Genomic DNA, 24363 nt, shown 5'->3' with positions numbered 1-24363 from the left:
GCGAACAGGTTAGAACTGGTACACCAAGCCAACCGCCGTGACGTTATCCGTGTTGATACCGGCATTTTGGGTGAACTGGTTGTCATCAAGCAGGTTGATTTTGTAGTCGACGTAAGTGGACATATTTTTGTTGAAGTAATACGTCGCACCCAGGTCTACGAATTTGACCAAGTCCTGATCGTCGTAGTTGTTACCCACGCGGTCAGTACCCAAATCAGAGCCGCGAGTCTGGTTATAAGCCACGAACGGACGCAGACCGAAGTCGAACTGGTAGCTGGCGTAGGCTTCTACAGACTGAGCTTTGTTGGCATAACCGTAAGCTTCTGAATCCGTCGAACCGAAGCGTGACGCGTTATAGGACTGAGTAAACATCGCTGCCAGATAGACATTGTTGGCGTCATATTTCAGGCCGCCGCTGTAACCTTCGGCTTTCTTACCTTGACCCATAATGCCCGGCGCAGAGTTTTGCTCGTCGGTACGGTCTGAGTTGAAGAAGGCACCGGCCACGCTGACGCCAGCGCCAATGTCGTAGCTCAGAGACGCACCGTAGCCGTCGCCGTTCTGCGTCAGGACGTCACGCGTACCCGGCTCGCCGCCGCCGCTGTCGTTTTTACCTTGATATTGCAGAGCAAAGTTCAGGCCATCGACTAAACCGAAGAAGTTGTTGTTACGGTAAGTGGCTACGCCGTTAGTACGCTGGAACAGGAACTGGTCCGCGCCATAGGTGGAACCATCGAACTCTGGCTGTAAGTCGGTCCATGCCGCGACGTCGTATAGCACGCCGTTGTTACGACCGTAGTCGAATGAACCGTAATCGCCGAATTTCAGACCTGCAAAACCGTAACGGGTAAAGGAGCGGTTATCTTCACTTTCCGCCTGATTGGCTTGCACCTGATACTCCCACTGGCCGTAACCGGTCAGTTGGTCAGTGATCTGAGTTTCGCCTTTGAAACCAAGACGGATGTAGCTCTGATCGCCATCAGAACCTTTATCGCTCGAGAAATAATGTAAACCATCGACCAAACCGTAAAGGTCGAGTTTATTGCCATCTTTATTATAAACTTCTGCCGCACTTGCTGATCCTGCGACTAATAAAGCCGGGATCATAAGAGAAAGAATACGACGTTTCATTTTGAGCTATCCTCGTAGGGTGTCGAGCCTGCCACTGATTGATAAATGCAAGGTGAAGGTAAAACGTTTCAAATTATATGCTCGACATGGCAAATCCATTCTCTGGATATAAAGAGAATTAATCCAGAAAGAAAATGATACCAAATTAATGATAATGTTTCTGAACAATTATTAGATGTAAGAAAATATTAATAGAAGGGAACTTTTCGCTAGCTTTACACATGTTAAAATAAAGCACTAATCGCTAAAATACTTAAAAAACCTTACAAAACAACAAACTAAAATACATAACAGAGCACTAAGTGATAAAGCAAAAAAAGTGGGAATCTATATACTTTATCTCGCTATCATCATTATTGTTAATTATTACCCTCATTACCAGATTATCTGGAAACAACAACCGGTCTTATGACCGGTTTTTTTTTGCCAAAAATGCGGTAGTTTCCCAATGTGACATTCCCATGAAAATGTTATTTCCTCGCGGTAGTATAATAATGACAATTCGCAAATAATTTACTTTTGACATATTAACTCCTTATTTCCTACATACTCCTTCCGTATTTCTTATCGCTATTTACTTACTGCCTTCACATTTCCGACAGCATTTTATTAATATCCGCTAGAAAAATAACCAGTAATAATGGCCATAAAACAGTCAGTTAATTAATCTTGCGGGTTTGCTCTCCACAAAGATCTCATTATTTGTACAGTATTAGTCACGCGGCGGGCGGATCCGGTACTATAAGAGCAATCTCGCTGATGTGATGATTTGCAACCGATACACTGTCGCCTATCTAAGGCACGTCGCGCGTTAAATTGATGACATCGCCACCCCTATACGTCCCGGATTGAAGGAATCTCATGCCACAAGAGAATCAGCACGACAACCTCTCCAAAGCCAGAATGCTTCTGGCAACCCGCCGTTTTGTTAAACTCGACGAGTGGCTGTTGTCGCTGATGCGCGGTTGGCAGAACCAAACTGATACCCACAGCGATTACGGTCTGGTGTTGCATCCGGGTACGCTGATCGCCGGGGCCGAAAATCATACTGTCGATCCGCTGGATATCCTCAGTGACTGGGCGCAGCAGTGCCCGCAGAGCTACCACGCCCACGTGCTGCTGGGGATGTTTTGGCACGAACAGGCTTGGATTATCCGCAATGCCAACGGCGAGCATATAGAAGATAGCCAGTGGCTCGGCGCCCAGCTGTGCTGTGACTATGCCGTATTGGCTTTCCTGCGCGCCATCGAGTTGCACCCTCGCCCAACCCACGCTTTCCGCCACCTGATGAACCTGACCGGCGGCTTTGGCGAACCTTACTGGCTGCGCGACCTGTTCGCGGGCAAAGCCCCACTGCCGCTGCATGAGAAATTCAACATTGCCGGCAGTCAGGTATGGCAAACCGGCGTGGGCTATCTGCACGCCATTGGCGTGGAACCCGCCACTCACTGGCCGCAAAGCCTGCCCGCCGCGCTGCAGCAGACGCGCAAGGCAGAGGAAGAGGCGCTGGATTATTGGCTGCGCATGGCAATGTCGGTGCGCCACAGCGATGTCGGCACCATGGAGTCCTACCTGATATTCCACTCCGCCGCCTGGGGCGGTGACGATAGCCAGCAAATGGCGATAATCGACGGCCCGCTGTGCGCCGAGTTTGATGAAGACGAGCGCAACCATTTCCGCGCCAACGCCCTGATTGACGCCCTCTCCGGTGAGATTGCCGATAAAGACTCCGAGCGCGCGCAGTACCTGCAAGCCCAGTTGCACCACCTGCTGGCTCAGCCACTGCCCGACGCCACCCGCATTCGCTTATTAGATTTGTACGGCACCTGCGCCGCCTATTGGCAGGATGACGATCAGGCCGGGCTGGAGATTTATGACCAGCTGTTCGCCGTCTCCCCGCAGGCCATGCCGGGCCATTTCGCCGCGATGTTTATCTCCAGAGCCGTGCTGGCAAATGAGCAACAGCAGGGGCTGCCGACGCTGACCAGCCTGCTGATTCGTGCTATTAACCAGCCTGACAATCCGGTGCTGGTGGCCTATGCCGCCACGGCGGTGCAGTACGGCCTGTATGGGTTGCCGCAGCAGCCTGAGCTGAGTGATGACTTGCTTGACCACGCCATTCGCCTGATCCAGCAGTCAGGCAGTGACAGCGCGGCCAAAGATTTGATCACCATCGCTCACGATATGGCGATCAACGATGACTTCGACGCCGCCCACTTCCTGATGACCGAAATGGCCCGGCGCGGCAATGCGCTGCACACCTACGAGCTCTATTTCTTCTACCGTAACGGCTGGCATCAGGAGGTTCCCGAAGCTTTCCACAGCGACAGCAATGCGCTGGAATGCGTGCTCAGCGCCGCCCGCTCGGGGCTGGTTCCAGCCATGTTTGCCTGTGCCAACGCCCTGCGCGAAGGCATTGGCGGCGAGGTGGATTACCAGCAGGCCATGCAGTGGTATCAGCGGGCAATGGACGCCGGACACGCCTCGTCCGCCTACTGGCGCGCCAGCTGCGCGTTGGATCTCGGCCAGGAGCAGGACAAGCGCCTCGCGGCCGAGCAGTGGTTGCCGGAGATCTTAATGAATCCGTCCCACCCTGAGCGCAGCGAAGCGGCCTATACCCTTGGCATGGCGTGGCTGACGGGCAGCGGCGTGAAGAAAAACCGCCACATCGCCGGCCAGTTTATGGAGTTTGTGTTGGAGTTAGATCCAGGCTCCGACGCCGCGCGTCAGGTTCTGGAAGAGCTGAACGGCTCGCTGCGCGGCCGCATGAATCTGTGGCAGGACAAGCGTAAATCCGACGAAGCCGACGTGATAGCTAAGTACCGGGTTCAGCCGGAGATTGAGTAAATCTTTCTTGCTCCTCCCCCTTCTCAGGGCGAGGAGCTTAACTCATCTTTCCCGCAGCGACTCTTTCACCTTATTCAGCGGCTTAATCAGATAATCCAGCACGGTTTTCTGGCCGGTTTTGATCTCTACGCTGGCCACCATTCCCGGCACTATTGGGAACTGGCGACCGGCTTTATTGGTTAACACGGCTTTGTCGGTACGGACGTACACGCGGTAATAGAACTGGTCACGCTTGACCTCATCCTGCAAGGTGTCTGGCGACACGCTCTCCACCTGCCCTTTCAAATCGCCATAGATCGAAGAGTCGTAGGCGCTGATTTTCACCGTGGCTTCAAGGCCCGGGCGGATATAGGCGATATCGCGCGGGTTGATGCGGGTTTCAATCAGCAGCTGATCTTCAATCGGCACGATTTCCATCAGCTTGCCGCCTGGTTGCAGGACGCCGCCGACGGTGCTGACCTGAATATCTTTGACGATGCCGTGAACCGGCGAAAACAGCTCGGAACGCGTCACCTGATCCTCTTTACCGGCCATCACTTGCAGCTCGGCGTCGAGGTCGGCGTTGTTCTTTACCTGCTCCTCACGGGCGCGAACCGCGTACTGGTTGATAGCATCATCGATTTTGCCGCGCAGCTCGCTGGACTGGCGTTGAAGGCGAATCACCTCTACCTGCCCCGCCGCGCCTTTCGCCACCAGCGGCTGGGTCATGCTGATCTCCTGATTGACTAGCTTTAGCGACTGTTGCAGGTTGCTGACGGTTTCATCACGGTTCTGCTTGCGAGACAAGTAGAGCTGGCGCTCGCGGGCGACCAGCTCCGGCGATTTCATAGTTTCCGGGCTGAATTTCAGCGGCGCGCCGGTCAACTCGGCGCTTAAACGCTCTGAAGAGGCGCGCAGCGTGCGCACTCGGGAAGCCGCCTCGCCGTAGTTGGACTGCGAACGGGTTGGGTCGAGCTGAGCCAGCAACTGACCGCGATTAACGATGGAGCCTTCCTGCACCAGCAGCTTCAAAATAACCCCACCGTCGAGGGAATCAATCTGCTGCGCCTTGCTCGATGGCGTGACCTTGCCCGTGCCGACCGTCACCTCGTCGAGGGTAGCGAAGTAGGCCCAGACAAAAAACAGCACCAGCCCAATCAGGGAAACCCAGACAATTCCCGACACCTTTTTCTGTTGAGCGTCCAGCTCATCGTGCAATGTTAAATGTGCCATATTCAGTCCTTATGCGCTCAGGCTGCGCCCTGTTGGTTACCGGAAGCAGCCGCGACGGCCGGCGTGGCGGCGGTGTTAGCGACCGCGTTACCCAGAATTTGATCGCGCGGGCCGTCGGCGATAACCCGGCCGTTGTCCATCACCACGATGCGATCCACCAGCTTGAGTAGCGCCGGACGATGGGTGACCACCACCAGCGTGCGGCCCGTCAGCCAAGTGTTCATCTGGCGAATAACATAGTCTTCCAGCTGTTCGTCCATCGAGGCGGTTGGCTCATCTAAAAGCACCACCTGCGGGTCACGCAGGATCAGGCGACTCAGCAGCACCATCTGGCGCTGGCCGCCGGACAAGCCGCGCCCGCCCTCATTAATAATCTTATCCAGACTCGAGGCATCGGCCTGCACCATGGAGAGTGCGCCGCTGATCCTCAGGGCTTGCAGCATCTCCTGATCGGTGGCGTGCGGATAACCCAGCATCAGGTTTTGGCGCAGCGTGCCGAAGAACAGCCGCGAATCCTGCGACAGATAGCCAAGCTGGCGGCGCACGTCGGCGGGTTCGATGCGTTTCATGTCCACGCCGTCGATGATCACCTTACCCTGCGACGCCTCGGCCTGGCCGGAAAGCAGCTTCAGCAGGGTCGATTTCCCAGCACCCACCTTGCCCAAAATCGCTACGCGCTCGCCCGGTTTAATCTCCAGTTGGCCAATCCCCAGCACGTTCGGCGAGTTCTCTTTGTCATAGGTATATTGCAGATTGCGCAGTTGATAGTGCCCGCTCAGGGTCGGGCAGTGCGACAGCTCGGCGTCTTCCGGGCGGTCGATAGGCTTTTTCAGCAGATCGTCCAGCCCTTTCATGGCGCTTTTGGCGTGCTGCCAGCGTGAGAACACCATGGTCAGCTGCATCAGTGGCGCGATGGTGCGGGAAGAAAGCATGCTGCTCGCCACCAGCGTACCGGTAGTGATGTCGCCGCTGAGCACCAGATAGACCCCCGCCACCAGCATGCCAGCGTAGGTCAATTGCTGGACCGTCGAGGCCCAGCCGGTCAGCCGCGCGCCCCACAGACGCTGCTTCATGCCGACCGAGGCGCTGACTTCGTGAGTCTGCTCCCACTGGCGCTGGAAGTAGGCTTCGGCCTGTAAGGCTTTAATATCTTCAATGCCTTCAATGGTTTCCACCAGCACCGCGTTGCGCAGCGCCCCTTCGCGCATCCCCTCTTTCGCCAGCTTCGCCATCGGCCACTGGATCAGAATGCCGGGAATGACAATCAGCGGAATAGCCAGCAGCGGAATGATCACCAGCGGCCCGCCGATAAAGAACATGATGCCGAGGAACAGCAGTACGAAAGGCATATCGGCGGCGGCGCTGACGGTGGTGGAGGTCAGCAGTTCGCGCACCTGATCGATTTCACGCAGCTGGGAGATAAAGGAGCCGGTGGACTTCGGCCGATCATCGTTTTTAATGTTCATGGCGCGCACAAAGAACAGCGACGAAACCTTGAGGTCGATGCGTTTGCCCATCAAATCTGACACCAGCGTGCGCATCAGGCGAATAACGTATTCCAGCGCGGCGGCCAGCACCACGCCGAAGAACAGCACCCACAGGGTGGGCAGTGACTGGGCCGGGATCACCCGGTCGTAAATCTGCATTGAGAACAGAATACCGGCCAGCGCCAGCACGTTGCCAATCACCGACGCCAGCGAAATCTCTGCGATTTTACGCCCCGCGCCGCGAAAGTTATCCCAGAACCAGTGCTTCTTATAGGGTTGAACGAACTCGTCAATGCGCTGGTCGCGACCGCGCGCCGCCACGCCGACTAAAAACACCGGGCCAGAGCCTTGTTGAAGTAAGGTGGAAAGCTCGGTGGAGCGCAGCAGGTCGCCGCCGTCGGTCAGCCAGTAGTCGGCCTGACCGTCATCGTGCAGCCGCTCAATGACCGCGATGCCGCCCTGCTCGAGCTGGATAATGGCTGGCAGCACTTCCGGCCGCCAACGGACCTTAGTCCAGCTGACCATGCCAACCTGTAGCCCAATCAACCCACTGAGGCGGTCAAGCTGGCGGCCCAGCGACTGATTTTCAAACCAGCGCATTTGCTGGCGCAGATAGAGCGGGTCAGAAGGTTTACCAAAAATTTCAGCCACGCGCACCATGGCGCTGATCCAGACATCAATCGACGGCGGTGGAGCCTTGGCCGTGGCGTTAGAGCGGGTTTCTTCACTGTTCGTTTCGGTACTCATATCGCCTCTTTACGCATTCTGTGCGGACAATCGTTTTATAAGGGGTGGTCAGAGAGAGGGAATGGTGTCACCGGTCTCTTTTTGTCGGTCGATGCCCAACATATCCACCAGATTGTCTACGGCTGCGGCATAGCGCACTGTGGCATCCCAGCCGTCGTACAGCGCGCCGATGCGCATGGTGTCAGCCTGAAAAACGTCTTGCTCGACGCTAAGTAAGTCGTTCAGGCTGCGTTTGCTCAGTTTGTACTCGTCCTGATAGACGCTGCGGGTGTGGGTGGCGCTGGCGTATTGGTCCTCGCCCGCCACTTGCCGCTGTTGGCCGCCAATCATGTCGGCATAGGCCGTGGAGGCTTTCTGGTTGATGTCCAGCTTGGCTTTCTCCACGTCGGCCTGCGCCGCCTGACGCTCACCCTCTGCGGCACGGGTTTTGGCGCTGACCGCGCCGCCCTGATAGACCGGCGCATCCACCGCAAGCTGGAGCTGGTCGTCCCAGTAAGAGCCGCCGCTGCCTGCGGCATTCTGGTAACGGGTACGTCCCGCCTGTACTTTGATGGTTGGCCAATGTTGCGATTCCGCCTGATTCACCCGCTCAATCGCCGCCTGCTGCTTGGCCTGAGCGGCGCGAACCAGCGCGCTGTTTTCATAGGGGATTTTGTTCAGTGTGACTTTTTGGTTGAGCAGGCTTTGCGGTAAATCCGGCAGATTGTCGGAGACCACGCCGGTCAGCACGGTGAGCTGGGCCTGTGCCGAACGCTGCTGGGCACGGTATTGTTCGACGGTGGCGCGCATCCCGGCGATGCGGGTTTCGGCCTGTAACACGTCAGATTGCGAGCTTAACCCCGCGTCGGCGCGCAGTTTTGCAGTGTCCGCCACGCGTTGCAGTGATTCAATGTTATCGCGAGCCGCCACGCTCAGCGCCTGATAGCGCTTCACTTGCAGATAGGCTTGCAGCGTACTCAGCGCCACGTCGGTCATGGTGCCGTAAAGGGCGTAACGGTAGGAGTCGGAGAGGCGTTCTTGCTCGTCGATACTGCCGCCGGTGCGCCCAAAGTCATACAGCAGCTGGCTGAGCTGAATGCCGCCAGACGCGTTGTTATCCAGCGTGCCGGAGGAGTCGGTTTGGCGCGACTTACCTGCGGTCCCCTGCAAAGAAATTTGTGGATACCAGGCACTTTTCGCCACATCAAGGTTGCCCGCGCCCACGCGAATTTGCGCAGCCGCCTCGGCTATCTGTGGGTTGCGAGCAAAGGCGCGCAGTATGGCATCTCGTAAAGTCAGGCTAGATCTCATCTCCTCGGTAGGTGCTGCTTGCCAATCAAACTCTGGCTGTTTCTCAGCCGCGAATACTTTCCCACTGTTTGCACCAGCAACAACTATCCATATCGTCCCCAGTACCACGGCAAATTGCCGCGATGATTGTTTCTTTTTCATGAGCGACACCACTTTTCTCGCCGGATTATTATTATTTTTCAGCCTTTTCTGGCCTTACCCATTCGTTTACTGCCTAACGCTCATTGTAAAAAAATGCCCCCGGCGCATACGCGCTCGGGGGCTTGACTCTTAGCTTTGCTGTTGTACGTGCAGACCGTGCTGAACCAATACGTCTCCCAACGTGTTGGTGCTAGCCAGCGACGCGTTGTGGTAGACGTCAAACGTCAGGCCATCCACGGTACGCTGTCCGGTTTCAGTCCAAGCACCATCACTTCCTGTGACCAGATTCACCAGACTTCCCTCGCCGCCTTTGATGATCACTTCATCATTGGCTGAGTCTTTAACCGACTGTGCTTCGAGCAGGTTCAGCGTGATGCTGTTCGTGCCAGAGTTACCGAGGTCAAAGATGTCGATATGCTCGACTTTGAAGCCCAACAGGGTCAGATCCAGATGCTGGTTGGTACCGCCAAGTTGCAGGGTATCCACGCCAGTGCCACCGTCGATATGACCGAAGTCCAGCGTATCCACGATGATGATGTCGTTACCTGCCGTACCCACAACATCCTGCTGGGTATGGTCAACTTCAATCGTCACGCCGCCGATGGAGAACGCCGTTTCAGCATGGGCCGTGGTGCTGGTGTCGGTAGACGCCACCTGCGCTCCGGCATCCGCCGTGACCAGTGGGTCGGTCAGGGTGCTGGTGGCGTGATGCACGGTGTCAGTGGTTGAGCTATCGCTGCTGGTGGTATGCAGCGCCGCCACCGCGTGGGTGTCGTCCGTGGCCTGCACATCCAGCGATTGCGCTTGCAGCGAGATCAGTGGGCTACCCGTCGCCAGCCCCACGTGGAGGTTGATGCCGTTACCCGCCAGATCCGTCGCCTGAAGTCCAACCACGTTACCGGTCAGCGCGCCCAACAGAGTGAAGAGGTTATAAGCCGCAAACACCTCACTGCCGAACTTCGCCTGCCACGAACCGTCTGCCTGCACTACCGCGCCAAGAGTGGTACCCAGCAAGGTGACGCTGATAATGCCACCCTGCCCGATGTTGGCGCTGCTGCCTTTCAGCGTCAGGCCCGCACCGAGGATGCCACCAATCAAGCCAGTCAGAGAGCCAAGGCCGTCGAGGGAAACCAGCGGCAGGGCGTGTGTTTTGATGACCAGCGGGCTGGTTTGGGTGGTGATGTTACCCACCGCATCGGTGATGGTGACTTTGACCGTGGTTGCGCCATCGGCAAGCGCCTTCAGCTCAGCCGCGGTAAAGGTGACATTCCACGCGCCGTTAGTGATGGTGCCAGTATGAACCACCCCACCTACGTTGACCGACACCGAACCATTCTGCACGTTAGTCGTGCCGGTCAGCGTGGTGTTGCTGCTGGCTTCGGCCAGATTGAGGAAGCCGTCACCGCCAAACAGCGTGCCCAGATTGAGCGTTGGCAGAGTATGGATACCCACGGTGACATTGGCGCTGGTATCCACGGTGTGGTTCGCGGCGTTGGTGACAGACACACCTACCCCAACCGTACCGTCAATCAAGCTGGAAAGCAGGCTTGGCAGCACGTTGACGGAGAAGGTGCCGTCTGCTTTCACCACCGCCGACAGGCTGGCCCCGCCGATAGTCACCGTCACGGTAGAACCTTCAGCATTGGTGGTTTTACCACTGATAGTCTGCGTAACCAGCGCCTGCACCGCATTCAGCAAGCCATTGTTGAACAATGGATCCAGCGTGATGGTCGGCAAAGCGTTGGCAATCACATTCACCGCGTTGGTGATAGTACCGACGTTACCTACCGCATCGGTGAAGGTCGCGGTGACGTTCTGCAAGCCGTCGGTAAGAATGCCTTTCAGATCCAACGGCGGTACTGTGACGCTAAATGCCCCGCCCACGCCGACGGTCGCCAGATAGGTTTTCCCGTTGAGGGAAATCTGCACCTGAGAACCGACAGAGACGTTGGTCGCCACGCCGCTGATGGTTTGACCGGTCAGCAGGTCAACCACGCTCAGCACGCCGTCACCAAAGATTGGGTTAAGTACAATCGATGGCAGGTTGTGAATACCGACGTTCAGGCCCGCGTTGACGCCGTTGGTGTTGCCCGCCGCATCCGTGACCGTCACACCGACGTTGAGGTTGCCATCCAGCAACTGGCTCAGCTGCAGTGGCGTCACTTGCACGTTGAAGTGACCGGTGCCATCGACTGTGCCGGTGAGCACCAATGGCCCCAGCGTAACTTTGACCGACGAGCCGGCCGTGGCGTTCAGCACGGTGCCGCTGATGGTTTGGGTCAGCAGCGCTTCGGCCGCGTTGAGCACCCCGTTGCCACCAAACAGTGGGTCCAGCACCACTTTCGGCAGGCTATTGATGATGACGTTGGCATTCACGTTGGTCGAACCAACGTTACCCGCGTCGCTCACTACCGACACGCCGATAGCCAAGGTGCCGTCAGCCAGCGCTTTCAGGTCGCCCGGTTGCAGCGTAACGGCAAATTTGCCGCCCGCGTCTGTTACGCCAAGGAAGGTTTTGCCGCCTAGCGTCACTTTCACCGTAGTCCCTGCCGTAACGCCGGTCACCACGCCGCCAATGACCTGCGACGTCAGTGCATCCACCGCGCCCAGCACGCCATTGTGCAGAACGTCAGTCAGGCTGATGGTTGGCAAGGTGACATTAATCGCCGCCTGCGCGCCCACGCTGGTGGAGTTGCCGTTGGCATCGGTCAGCGAGACATTGACGCCGAGGTTGCCGTTGGTCAGGCCGCTCAACAGGTTAGATGGCACAGTGACACTGAAGTGCCCAGTGGCATCAACCTGCGCGGTCAGAGGCGTACCCCCGCCGACTTGCACCGAGAGTGTGGTACCCGCCGCGACGTTTTTCACCACGCCGGTAATGGTCTGGTTCAGCAGGATATCCGCCGCGTTCAGCAAGCCATCGCCAAACAGCGGATCCAGCACGATTTGCGGCAGATTGTGCAGTGCCACGGTCAGCGGGTTCAACGCCTGAGTCAGCACGTTGCCCGCGGCATCAGTGGCGGTCAGAATAACCGGCACCACACCGTCGGCCAGACTTGCCAGAGCGCCCGCAGGGATAGGGATGCTGAAAGCGTTATTGAGCACGGTTCCGGTAAAGGTCAGCGCACCGACCGCAATCTTAACAACGGTGCCGTCGGCCGCGGTCAAAGCACCGCTGACAGTCTGCTCAGCGCCAGATACCACGGTATTGAGGATGTGATCCACATTGCCCAAACCGGAGGTCAGGTCGCCCAGCACTGGCAGGATTTTCGCCACGTTGAGGTCGATAACCTGCACTTTGGTGTTACCCGCGGCATCGGTCAGCACGACGTTCAGCGCCAGTGGACCGTTTGGCAGATTAGCCAACAGCGTCGGAGGAATGCTCAGGTTAAATTGACCATTCACACCGACATCGGCCGTGATCGTTTGTCCGCCGATTTCCACCGCCACCTTGGCACCGACGCCCGCACTGGTGGCGACGCCGCCAATGGTTTGAGTCAGCAACAGGGAAGCCGCGTTGAGCACACCGCCCACCAGCCCGCTGGTGATATCCAGATCCAACAGGCTGTTGAACAGCACGTTAATGCCCACATCGACGCTGGTGGTATTCCCGGCCTTATCGGTGACCGACGCGGTCAGCACGTTTGGCCCATCCAGCAGACCCGACAGGCCCGTTGGCAGGATATTAGCGCTCCAGGCCCCTCCCGGCTGAATCACCGCAGTACCCACGGTGACGCCAGCAATCTTGATAGTGACGGTCTGCCCTGCTTCGGCGCTGGAAGTACCGGTCAGCAACTGCGTGACCAACCCTTCCGCCAGATTCAGCACGTTGTCGCCCGCCAGCACGCCCACGCTCAGCAAAGGTGCTGCGGTGTTGGTGGTGAAGGTGTGTGGCGTGGTGGTGACGTTACCCGCCGCGTCACTCAAACTGGCGCTGATGGTGTTTGTACCCGGTGGCAACCCTTGCAGATCCGCCGCCGGAACCGTGGTGCTCCATGCGCCACCCGCACCGACCAGCGCGGTATAGGTTTTGCCGTTCAGGGTCACAGTCACCGTACGGCCAGCTTCCGAGGTCGAGGCGGTGCCGCTGATGGTCTGGTTAGCCGCAGCTTCAGTTCCGTTAAGCACGTCATCACCGGCGAAGGCATTGACGGTCAAGGTTGGTGGAGTACGGTCAACCACGATGGTTTGTGTCACTGTCGCCGTCGTGCCATTAAGGCCAGTCATCGACACTGTAACGGTATAGTTACCATCCGTTGGGAAGGTGACTAATTGCGACAGCCCGACAATAGTCCAGGTACCGCTAGCGCTTGGCAGTGCTGGGAAGGTGCCCACGACTGGAACACCGTTAACAAACACGGTAATTAACTGCGGAGTCAGTACAGTTTGGTTATTCAGATACTGACCGGTAAAGGTCATGATCAAGCCGCCATCATCCGTTGAGTTGATGATGTTATCGACACTGATTGGGTTAAGTGTCAGGAACGCCGCAGGAGGCGTCACGCTGACTGTAATGTCATGAATATCTGGCGTTGCAGCATTACCCGCAAGGTCAGACACGTTCGCCGTGATGTTGGTCGCACCATTACTTAGCGTCTGCAACTGAGCAGGAGACAGCGTTAGGCTCCAGCTACCGTCAGCCTGAACAATGGCGCTTAATCCGGTGATTGAACCCACAGTAACATTAACAGTTCGCCCAGCCTCGACGTGAGCCGTGGTACCGCTAATCGTTTGCGGTGTGCGGCTTTCAGCGAAGTCCAGAATGTTATCACCTGCAAAAGTACCCACGGTCACGGTTGGCGCGGCAGCAGCGTCTGTCGCAATACCCACGTGGGAAATCGCCGTGTTGGTGTTACCCGCCGCATCTGTCGCAGTGACGGTAATGGTCTGGCTGCCCTGCGGCAGAGTCGCTATCTGCGCCGGGGTTAAGTCCAACACCCAGGTTCCGTCAGTGACGGCGGCGGTGAAGACTTGGCCACCGATATTGACGCTAACGCTGGTGCCGTCCGTGATGCCGCTTATCAGTGTTCCCGCTGCCGCTTCGGCCAAATTAATGTAGCCGTCGGTGGAAACGTTGTTCACGGTAACCACTGGCGGTGTGAAATCAGTGGTGAACGCAAATGGCACAGTATTGGTGTTGCCGCTGGCGTCGGTTGCCGTGATGTTGATGGTGTGATCGGTGCCGGTCAGGCCGCTCAGAGTGCCAGCAGGCAGGTTAAGTGTCCAAGAACCGTCAGCCGCGACGGTGGCGTTATAGCTGGTGCCGTTGACATCAATCACCACTTTAACCGCTTGGCCCACGCCAGAAATGCCGGTGTTCCCCTCAATGACGAGAGGCCCCGCCGCTTCGGCGATATTCAGCACATTATCCGCACCAAACGGCTGGTTGGTGATGCTTGGGTTAGGGATGTTCAGGTCAACCGTAAACACTTCTGGCGAGCTGACATTGCTGTTCCCGTACTGGTCGGTGCTGGTCACGGTGATGGAGTGCGTCGGCAGCCCGGCGATATCAGCCAGTTCAGAAGTGGTTAGCTCCAGGGTCCATTTGCCGTCTGCACCTACGGTAGCGGTCAGCGGCGAAGGATTACCCGCAATGGTAACCGTCACAGTTTGGCCTGGGCCAGTGATGCCCGTTGAGCCGCTGATAGTCTGGCCTGCGGCCAATTCAGCAGCGTTGAGCACGCCGTCACCAAACACCAAGTCTATGGTTGGAACTGGAGGTGGTGTCAGTTGAACCGAAATGTTCTCGGCTTGGGTGCTGGAGTTGCCCGCAACGTCGGTCACCGTTACGGTGGCCGTCCAGGTGCCATTCGGCAAGCCTTGCAGGGTCGCGGCATCTAACGGCAGAACCCAAGTGCCGGTCGCTGAATTTACGTCGGCGGTATAGTCCTTACCGTTAAGATTCACCGTCACTTTCTGACCATCAGAAGTGATCCCGGTAGTACCGCTGATGGAGCCACCCAGCGCCGCTTTATCAATGTTAATCGCGCCGCCAAAGCTGTCAGTGATAGTCGCCACCGGCAAGGTATTAATGTAGGAAACAAATGGCACATCGCTCGACACGCTGTTGCCCGCGGCATCGGTCACCGCCACGGTAAGGGTGTTTTGGCCGTCGGTCAGGCCCACCAGCGTGGCTGTTGGGATAGTCGCCGTCCAAGTCCCATCCGGACCCACTACCGCCGTCACCGGTTTACCATCCAGCGTTAATACCACGCTGTCGCCCGCTGCAACTTTACCGGTCACAATCTGGTCGACGCCTGACTCCAGCTTGTTCAACGCGCCATCGCCAAACAGTGGGTCGACAACGGCAGCTACAGGTGGTGTCAGATCGACCGTCACGCTGTGCGAAGCCGAGGCTGGGTTGCCCGCCGCATCGGTGTAGCTCACGGTGACGGTGCCCACGCCTTCAGTGATATTTTGTGGTGTGATAAGGCCCGGTGCCACGGTGGCGGTCCATACGTTATCCGTCACTGTGCCTGTCACTTGTACACCCGCGACACTCACCTGCACCACCGTGCCGTTTGGCAGATTGGTGCTGGTACCGGTGATAGTGAAACCATCGGCAGCCGCGGTGATATTAACGAAATCGAGTGCCTCTAGCGTCAGGACTGGCAAGTTGTTGATTGCCAGCTCAATTGCCGGATTAACCGTAATGTCTGCCACATTGCCTTGAGCATCGGTCACGGTGGCGGTGATCACCAGTGGGCCATCGGTGGTGATGGCTTTCAGGTCAGCCGCTGGGATAGTCAGCGTCCAGTTGCCGTCTTCAGGCACCAGTACCGGGTAAAGCTTGCCGTCGACGGTCACGGTGACCGTCAGGCCCGCCGGAGCCGTACCGGTAATTGGCAGGCCGAGTGCTGCTTCCACGGCATTAACAATGCCATCGGCACCAGCATCCACCACGATAGTCAGCAGCGGAGGCGTGGTATCTACCGTCACCTGATGGGTGCCGGTCGCCACGTTTTCAGCAACGTCATTACCGGTCGCGGTAATGGTGTATTCTTGATTTTGCAGCGCCTGCACGTCGGCGACAGGAACGGTGGTGCTCCATTTTCCGTCATCCCCAACGATCGCCGTGTAAGGCTTACCGTTGAGCGTGATGTTAATGGTTTCGCCCGCCACCAGGTGGTTGGAGGTCCCGCTGATCACCAGAGGCTGGTTGTGCTCGGTGCTGTTGATGACGTCGTCACCAGCAACTTTATCAATGGTAATGGTTGGCAAGTTAGCTTCGCTCGCCAGCACATTGACCTCGTGGCTCGCCGATGCCGGGTTACCCGCCAGACTGGTGGCGTTAGCCGTGATCGTGGCCTGACCATCACTCAGCCCGGCCAGATCAGCAGCCAGCACCGTGGTGGTCCAGTTACCCTCTCCATCAACCACAGCGGTGTAAGTCTTGCCATTGAAGGTCAAGGTAACTTCACGCCCCTCTTCAAGCTTGGTCGAGGTGCCGCTGAGCACCAGATCTTGGCCTTTCTCAGTGGCGTTGATGTAGTCATCATTAGAAATCGTATTGATGGTCAGCGTCGGGGTGTAAGCCGCGCCAGCCTCAATGGTGAATTCATGGTTGATGGTGGTGGTGTTGCCCGCAGTGTCAGTCAGGGTGGCCGTAATGGTGTGAGGGCCATCGCCCAGAGCCTGAAGCGCGTCGTTAGGCAGTGGAATTGACCATTTGCCATCCGTGTCGACGGTGCCTTCATAGGTCACGCCGCCCAGAACCAGACTCACTTTGACGTTTTGACCACTGTCGCTGACTGATGCAGTCCCGGTCAGGGTGATAGGTTGCAGCAGTTCAGCGGTGTTGATGATGTCGTCACCCGCCACCAGATCAACGGTCAGCGTTGGTGCTACTGTGTCGACGGTGGCCTCAATGGTGCTGCTGCCGGTAGCACCGGACGCGCTGGTCGCGGTGACTTCAATGCTCAGCGCCCCTTGTGGCAGGCTCGCCAAGGCGTTGGCCGGCACGTCCAGCGTCCATTGACCATTGGCGTCCACGGTGGCATCAAAGCTGATCCCGCCGATGTTCACCTTCACGGTTTGTCCCGCGCCGGTCGCGCCGGTGGTCCCGGTCAGCGTCTGCACTTCAGCCAGCTCGCTACCGTTGAGGATGGTGTCGCCGAATGGTGCGTCGATAGATGGGAACAGCGGGCTAGGCACGCCAGTGACATTGACGGTGCCGTCAACCAGGGTTTGGTTGCCCGCCGCGTCAGTGACGGAAACGCTGTATGGATGGTCGCCGACCGCCAAATCGCCAAGGGCATTTGGTGGCACCAGCACAGACCAAGAACCGTCGGCCTGGACCACGCCGGTGTAGGTATGGCCGTCAATAGACACGGTGACCGGACGACCTGCATCGCCGATGTCGCTGGTCCCTTGGATCAGGAAGCCCGTCGCCACTTCGTCGGTGTTCAGCTTGTCATCGCCAGTCAGCGGCTCAACGCTCAAGGTTGGAGCCGTCAAGTCTACGGTCACATTGGTAGTGGTTGTGCCCGTGTTACCCGCTGGGTCTGTGACAGTAACCTGTAGAGGCGAGGAGCCATCGGTCAGATTATTGAGGGCGTTGGCCGGAATAGTGACCGACCAGGTGCCGTCATTACCCACCGTGCCGGTGTAATCTTGCCCGCCAATGTTCACGGTGACTTTCTGGTCTGGGCCGACAGCGCCGGTGTTACCGGTCAGGATCTGATCGGCCGCCGCTTCAGGCTTGCTCAGCACGCCGTCGCCAAATGGCGTATTCAGCACTGGGACTGGTAGTTGGGTGAAGACACCCACTGACTCAGTCACCGTGGTGCTGTTGCCCGCCGCGTCTGACAGGCTGGCGGTTAATGTGTATTGACCATTTGCTAAGCCCAAGAGCGCGTTAGCTGGGATCTCCGTGGTCCACTTGCCGTCCCCCCCAACTTCAGCCAGATAGGTTTGGCCATTGATGGTCAAGGTAACGTTGCGCCCCGCGTCAGCAGGATCTGCGGAACCACTCAGCGTTACGGCGGCAGCGGCTTCGGTTGCGTCAATGTAGCCGTCGCCCGAAATTGGGTCGATGGTCAACGTTGGTGCGGTGAAGTCGACCGTCACGTTAGACGTGAGAGGCGTGCTGTTGCCCGCCGCATCGGTGGCAGTCACGGTGATCGCGTTATCTGTCTGCGGCAGCGCCTGCAAATCAGCCGATGGAATGGTCACTGTCCACTGACCGTTGCCACCCACGGTGGCGGTGTAATCTTTACCACCGAGCGTCACGGTAACGGTTTGACCATCGCCCACTATGCCGGTAGAACCACTCAGCGTCTGGCTGGTGGCGGCTTCCGCCGTACTCAGCAGGCCGTCGCCAAAGGGTTGATTGATAGTTGGTGCGGGTAGTTGGTGGGTGTAGACATCCAGCGTGACGGTGCTGCTGACCGCGTTGCCTGCGGCATCGGTTGCGGTCACTTTCACCGCCAGCGGCCCGTCGCCAAGCAGCGCAAGATCGGCTGCCCCAACCGGCACGGTCCAAGTACCGTCCGCGCCAACGGCGGCGGTGTAGGCTTTACCGTTCAGAGTGACAGTGACGTTAGCGCCCTCGGCCACGTTGTGCGATGTCCCGCTGATGTTGATGCCTGCGCCCGCTTCCTGCGCGCTCAGTTTGTTGTCACCGGTGATTGGGTCAATTGCCAGACCACTCAGCTCGGTGTTGATGGTCAGTGGCAGAGAGCCTTGCGCCGGGTTACCTGCTTTATCAGCCACTTCGGCAGTCAAGGTGATTGAACCGTCGTTCAAGGCAGTCAGGTCAGCCGCTGGAATTTGCACGCTCCATGCGCCGCTGGCTCCCACGGTGGCGGTGTAAATTTTGCCATTCAACGTGATGGTGACTTGCTGTCCGGCTTCTACATTGGTGGTGGTACCACTCAATGTTTGGTCGGCCAGGCGCTCGGCCCCGTCGATTACGTTGTTACCCGCAAAGGCATTCAGCGTCAGGGTTGGCTGAGAATCGACGCCGGTTGCCAATGTAACATTGGAGGTCTGGGTGGTAGTGTTGCCCGCTTCGTCAGTCAACGACACGCTCAGCGGATACTGCCCGCTGGCCACGCCGTTCAGCACGCCAGCCGGAATATTTACCGTCCAACTGCCGTCACCGCCCACAACGCCGGTATAGGTAGCGCCGTTGAGGGTCACGGTGATGGTTTTACCTGCTTCGCTGACGGAAGCCGTACCTGTCAGTTCAATCGCCGCCGCTGCTTCCGCGCTGCTGACAATGCCGTCGCCGGCCAGAGGATTCACGGTCAGCGTTGGCGCGCTCAGGTCAACGGTCACATTGCTGTTAATAGTGGTGCTGTTGCCTGCGTTATCGGACGCCACCACCACGATCGGGTTGCTACCTTCCGGCAGAGCTTGCAGATCGGCCGATGGAATGCTGATCGTCCAGCTGCCATTGGCAGCGACTGTAGCGGTGTAGTCATGGCCGCCAAGGGTGACGGTGACGGTTTGGCCGTCGCCCGCTTTGCCGGTAGAGCCAGTCAGCGTTTGCGCCGTGCCTGCTTCGGTAATGTTCAGGAAGCCGTCGCCGAATGGCGTATTGATGGTTGGTTCTGGAGCCACATTGTCAACGCCGACGGAAACGCTATTAGTCAGCGTATTGCCGTTAGCATCTTTAGTGACTGCGCTGACCGTGGTGGTGCCTGGGTCAATTCCCGCCAGTTCAGGGCTGGTGAAGTTCACTAACCAGCGGCCATTGGCCAGCACTTTTACGGTATGTGACACAGTACCGAAGGTTACTACCACGTCGGTGCCCACCGGCACGCCGTAAGTCGTACCCGTAACCTGAATACCGTTTTCCGTTTCCACCGCGTTGATGACGTTATCGCCCGTTACCGGGTCGATTGCCACGCCGTTCTCAGTAATATTTACCGTGAAGTTATCGGTGCCAGAGGCTGAGTTACCGGCCTTGTCCGCCACTTCTACCGAGATAGTTTGAGTGCCGTTAGTCAGCACCTGCATATCGGTAACCGGGATGATGACGCTCCAGCTGCCGCTCTGCTGAACTTCAGCCGTGTAGGTGTGGCCGTTCAGGGTGATTTTAACGATCTGGCCCGCTTCCACGTTGGCCGTGGTGCCGTTCAGCACTTGCGCCGTTTGGACTTCCGCACCGTCTACCGCGTTATCGCCACCAAATGGATTGATGGTGATAGTCGGTTGGATACTTGGGTCGGAAACCACGTGGATAGTATTGGTGGTGCTGGTGCTGTTGCCCGCCGCATCGCTCAACGTAGCATTGATAACAAAATCACCATTGAGATTGTTCAAGGCACCGGCTGGCAGAGCAACGCTCCATACGCCGTTCGGCCCAACCGTCGCGGTATAGCTTTCATTGTTCAGCGTGATGGTGACTTCGCGTCCAGCCTCAGAGACAGAAGCCGTCCCCGACAGGGTTAACGACCCTGCGGCTTCGGCCAGGCTGATTTGCCCATCGCCCGCCAGCGGATTGATAGTCAGGGTTGGCGCCAGGGTATCTACCGGCACAGTAGCACTGATAGTCTGGCTGTTACCGGCGACGTCGGTCGCAATCACCTGAACCGGCGCCGTGCCGTTCGGCAAGTTGCTCAATACGCTGGACGGAATGCTGACGCTGAAAGTGCCGTCATTGGCGACCGTGGCGGCAAATTGCTGGCCGCCGATGATAACTGTTACATTCTGGCCTGCGCCTGTTACGCCGGTGGTGCCGGTAATGGTCTGCCCAGCGGCGGCTTCGCTGCCATTCAAGGTGCCATCGCCAAACAGCGTATCCAGCACTGGGGCTGGCAGGTTGTGCACGTAAACGTTAACGCTGCCGGTGGTCGAGATAGGGTTCCCGCCGCCATCGGTGGCGCTCACCTCGATATTCTGCACGCCATCGGTCAGTGCCTGAATAGCAGCCGCTGACAGTTGAATGCTCCAGGTGCCGTTTGCGGCAACATCCGCCTGATAATTCACGCCGCCGATGTTAACGGTGATCGCGCCCACGCCAGCAGGGACGTTGAAGGTGGTCCCGCTGATGGTCACGCCTGCCGCAGCTTCAATGGCATTGATGTTGCCATCCACGGAAATAGGATCGATGGCGATACCGCCTAACAGATCGTTAATCTCAAACGGACGGTTTCCAATCGCTTGGTTGCCGGAACTGTCACTGACCGTCACGGCAAAGTCTGCCGGGCCATTGCCTGCATCGGACAGCGCCGAAGCTGGAATAGTCACGCTCCACGTGCCGTCTGCCCCCACGATACCGGTGTAGGTTTTGCCATCAAAAGTGACAGTAACCGTGTTGCCCGCCTCGACGTTTGTGGTGCTACCGGTCAGCTTCTGGTCAATCTGAATTTCTGCGCCGTCCACGATGTCATTGCCCGCAAAGGCGTTAACAGTCAGCGAAGGCTGAAGCGCCGGATCGGCGGCGACGTGAACGGTGTCAGTGGTGACGGTAGTGTTGCCCGCGGCGTCAGTCAGCGTAGCGGTGATAGTAATATCACCATTTATCCCGGTCAGCGTGCCGGCTGGCAGGTCAAAGGTCCATTTACCGTCTTCGCCAACAATGACGTTATGCGGCTCACCGTTTACATTGAGAACCAGCGTGCGGCCGGCTTCAGAAGCCGATGCCGTACCAGTAATGGTGATAACGCCAGCGGCTTCATTGAATGAAATTTTATTGTCAACGGCCACAGGATCGATAGTGACGTTTGGCGCAAGGGTATCCACATCGACCGCAATTGGGGTGCTAATACCGCTAGAGTTACCGGCAGCGTCTTTCACTTCGGTGGTCAGGCTGTGCGGGCCTTCGGCCAATGGCGTCGTTGGGGTATAAGACCAGTTACCCGTGCCATCAACGGTCACGGTTGCCAAGACGGTATCGCCATCACGAATAGTGACCGAACTGTTCGGCTCGGCCTTGCCGCTCAGGGTTGGCGTGGTGTCGTTTGTCGCGCCGGTGATTGGCAAATCATCGTTATTCACCAGTTTAACGTCGGTCGCAGCACCCGGCGCCGCGGTATCAATTTCCACAGCAATTGGAGCACTGATGCCGCTGGAGTTACCGGCCGCATCGCGCACTTCGGTGGTCAGTCCGTGTGGGCCTTCCGACAGCGGATCTTGCAGCGTAACGCTCCAGTTACCATTTTCATCAGCAATGGCGCTGCCCACGATGGTGTTCCCGTCGCGCACAATGACTTTGCTGCCCGCTTCGGCTTTGCCACTAACGGTTGGCGTGGTGTCATTGGTGATGCCATCCACCGGCAGGCCGTCTCCATTAAGGATTTTCACCGCCGTGGCCGGCTCAGGATCGATAGTATCGATATTCACCACGATAGGGGTGCTAACGCCGCTGGTGTTGCCTGCGGCATCGGTGACTTCAGTGGTGATGCTGTGTGGGCCTTCGGACAGCGGCTGATCCAGAGTCAAACTCCAGTTGCCACTGCCATCAGCTTGTACGGTGCCAAGTACGGTGTCGCCATCACGAATAGTGACGATGCTGCCCGATTCGGCTTTACCGCTGATGGTTGGCTGGGTGTCATTGGTGCTGCCGTTAGTGCCGATCGGCGTGTTTTCACCATCGGTTATCTGCACGTCGGTGGCTGGCGAAGGCGAGCTGGCATCCACGACAACAGCAATTGGGGTAGTTGGCGGGCTAGCGTTACCCGCAGGGTCAGTAACCACCACGGTCAGGCTGTGATCGCCATCGCCCAGTGGTGGATTCGGTGTGAAGGTCCAGTTGCCGTTGCCATCCACCGGCGCAGTGCCAATCACCGTGCCACCGTCGCTGACGGTAACGGTGCTGCCCGGCTCGGCTTTACCACTCAGAGTTGGGGTGTTGTCGTTGGTGGTGCCGGTGATTGGCTCGTTGGCGTCATTGACCAGCGTGACGTCAGTTGCCGCACCCGGCGCGGTAGTGTCAATCTCAACCGCGATAGGTGCACTCACGCCGCTAGAGTTGCCCGCAGGATCCGTCACCTGCGTCGTAATGTTGTGAGTACCCTCGCTCAGCGGCTGGGTTGGCGTAACGCTCCAGTTGCCATTGCCGTCGACCACGGCGGTACCAATCACTGTATTACCGTCGCGAACGGTAACGGTACTGCCCGCTTCAGCCTTACCGGTAATGGTCGGCGTGGTGTCGTTTGTCGCGCCATTGATGGGCTGGTTAGCATCGTTAACCAACGTCACATCCGTCGCCTCGCCAGGCGCGGTGGTGTCGATAACCACCACGATCGGCGTACTCGGGGTACTGGTATTTCCGGCTGGGTCAGTGACTACGGCGGTCAGACTGTGGTCGCCATCGCCCAGTGGCGGGTTAGGTGTGAAGGTCCAGTTGCCGCTGCCATCCACCGGCGCGGTGCCGATCACCGTGCCGCCATCGCTGACGGTCACCGTGCTGCCCGGCTCGGCTTTACCACTGAGGGTTGGGGTACTGTCGTTGGTGGTGCCAGTGATAGGTTGGTTGGCATCGTTGACCAGCGTCACGTCAGTCGCCACACCCGGCGCGGTGGTGTCAACGCCAATGGTCACGCCCTTGGTGACGGTTTGCCCGTTGGAGCCGGTTACGCTGACGTTGGCCACATAGGTGCCGTCCGCCAGACCTTGCAGGTCGCCCGCGGGCAGAGTGATGCTCCATGAGCCATCTGCCGCCGTGGTGGTGGTGTAAGTTTTGCCATTGAGGCTCAAGGTCACGGTCTGCCCGGCGGTGACGTTGGCCGTCGTGCCGCTAAACACCTGTGAGCTACCGACTTCGGCTTTATTCAAAACATTATCGCCGGCGAAGGTTGCCAGCGTTAGGGTAGGATCTGGGTTCGAACCGCCAGGTTGTCCTGGCTCTCCGCCATTGTTGCTACTGCCGCCACCGCCGCCACCGCCGCTACTCGCAGCAATGGCAATGCCCGCGCCTAATGCCACGACGCCAAGCACTGCGCCGAGAATGGCCGGATCGAAGTTGGAGCCGTCGAGGAGCAGCGCGCCGACGTCTGGCACAGTTTCATAACCCGGCACCACCGCCACGGCAGAGCCGGGAGCAACGCCGGTATCGACGAAGGTGGCATGTTCAATCGGGTGCACGCCGTCATCAAAGATCAGCTCGCTGTGGTGGCCTTTGCCATCGGTGGTGAAGAAGCCTTGATAGCGAACGGTGCTGCCATCCTGCATGTGCAGGATAAGATCGTTCCCCGCGCGCTCGTAGCTCGCAACCGCCGCGCGCGTAGCATGGACACGTACAATGCTGAGTTGGTTGAGATTAACGGTCTGGCTGGCGCCGGACACTTGGGAAATTACGCTGCCGTTAGTACGGGAAAGTACGTCGACGATGACATTGCCTTGTTGAGCCATGCTGTGTGCCCCTTAAACCCAGAGTAAGTAAATACGCACCACAAAAGTTCCTTTTCGACAGGGTCAAAAAGCGAACTGCGGTGAATTTTAAGATCATGAAAACAATGATTTACTTTCCAACTGGCGTGGGGTGCTGCATGTAAATCCAACAAAAAGGCAATAATATTTCCTGTTTTTCACAGGTTTTTTTAGAAAAAAGTCAGGC

At 57.8% G+C, this 24363-nt stretch carries 6 protein-coding genes; 1 reads left to right on the top strand and 5 read right to left on the bottom strand.

From position 1 onward, the window contains the following. Nucleotides 1-9: 9 nt before the first annotated feature. Nucleotides 10-1131 carry a porin OmpC gene (gene ompC, locus ACT3RR_RS05505; RefSeq protein WP_353502741.1) on the bottom strand — a complete coding sequence of 374 codons (1122 nt, stop codon included), beginning with the start codon at nt 1129-1131 and terminating at the stop codon, nt 10-12. Nucleotides 1132-1992: 861 nt separating this feature from the next. Here ompC and ACT3RR_RS05500 point away from each other — a divergent pair. Beyond that, complete coding sequence (locus ACT3RR_RS05500; RefSeq protein WP_496199901.1) at nt 1993-3978, top strand: DUF4034 domain-containing protein; 1986 nt, start codon at nt 1993-1995, stop codon at nt 3976-3978. 42 nt (nt 3979-4020) lie between these two features. On the opposite strand, the gene ACT3RR_RS05495 is transcribed toward ACT3RR_RS05500, so the two are convergent. From ACT3RR_RS05495 to ACT3RR_RS05480, 4 genes are all read right to left on the bottom strand, one after another. Beyond that, the gene (locus ACT3RR_RS05495; RefSeq protein WP_353502743.1) at nt 4021-5190 is read right to left on the bottom strand and encodes a beta-barrel domain-containing protein; all 1170 of its coding nucleotides are present in this window, start codon (nt 5188-5190) and stop codon (nt 4021-4023) included. A gap of 17 nt (nt 5191-5207) precedes the next feature. Continuing rightward, complete coding sequence (locus tag ACT3RR_RS05490) at nt 5208-7424, bottom strand: type I secretion system permease/ATPase (protein ID WP_396132431.1); 2217 nt, start codon at nt 7422-7424, stop codon at nt 5208-5210. A gap of 48 nt (nt 7425-7472) precedes the next feature. After that, on the bottom strand, nt 7473-8855 hold the full coding sequence (locus ACT3RR_RS05485; RefSeq protein ID WP_185689674.1) for a TolC family outer membrane protein: 1383 nt from the start codon (nt 8853-8855) through the stop codon (nt 7473-7475). Between the two features lie 129 nt (nt 8856-8984). Continuing rightward, entirely contained in the window at nt 8985-24158 is a 15174-nt protein-coding gene (locus ACT3RR_RS05480) for an Ig-like domain-containing protein (RefSeq protein WP_496199900.1), read from the bottom strand. Nucleotides 24159-24363 lie beyond the last annotated feature (205 nt).

It is taken from the genome of Ewingella sp. AOP8-B2-18 (assembly GCF_052376015.1).
In the GTDB taxonomy this organism is placed as follows: Bacteria; Pseudomonadota; Gammaproteobacteria; order Enterobacterales; family Enterobacteriaceae; genus Ewingella; species Ewingella allii.
The sequence above is the reverse complement of the archived record's forward strand: the minus strand, read 5'-3'. Positions and strand labels throughout refer to the sequence as shown.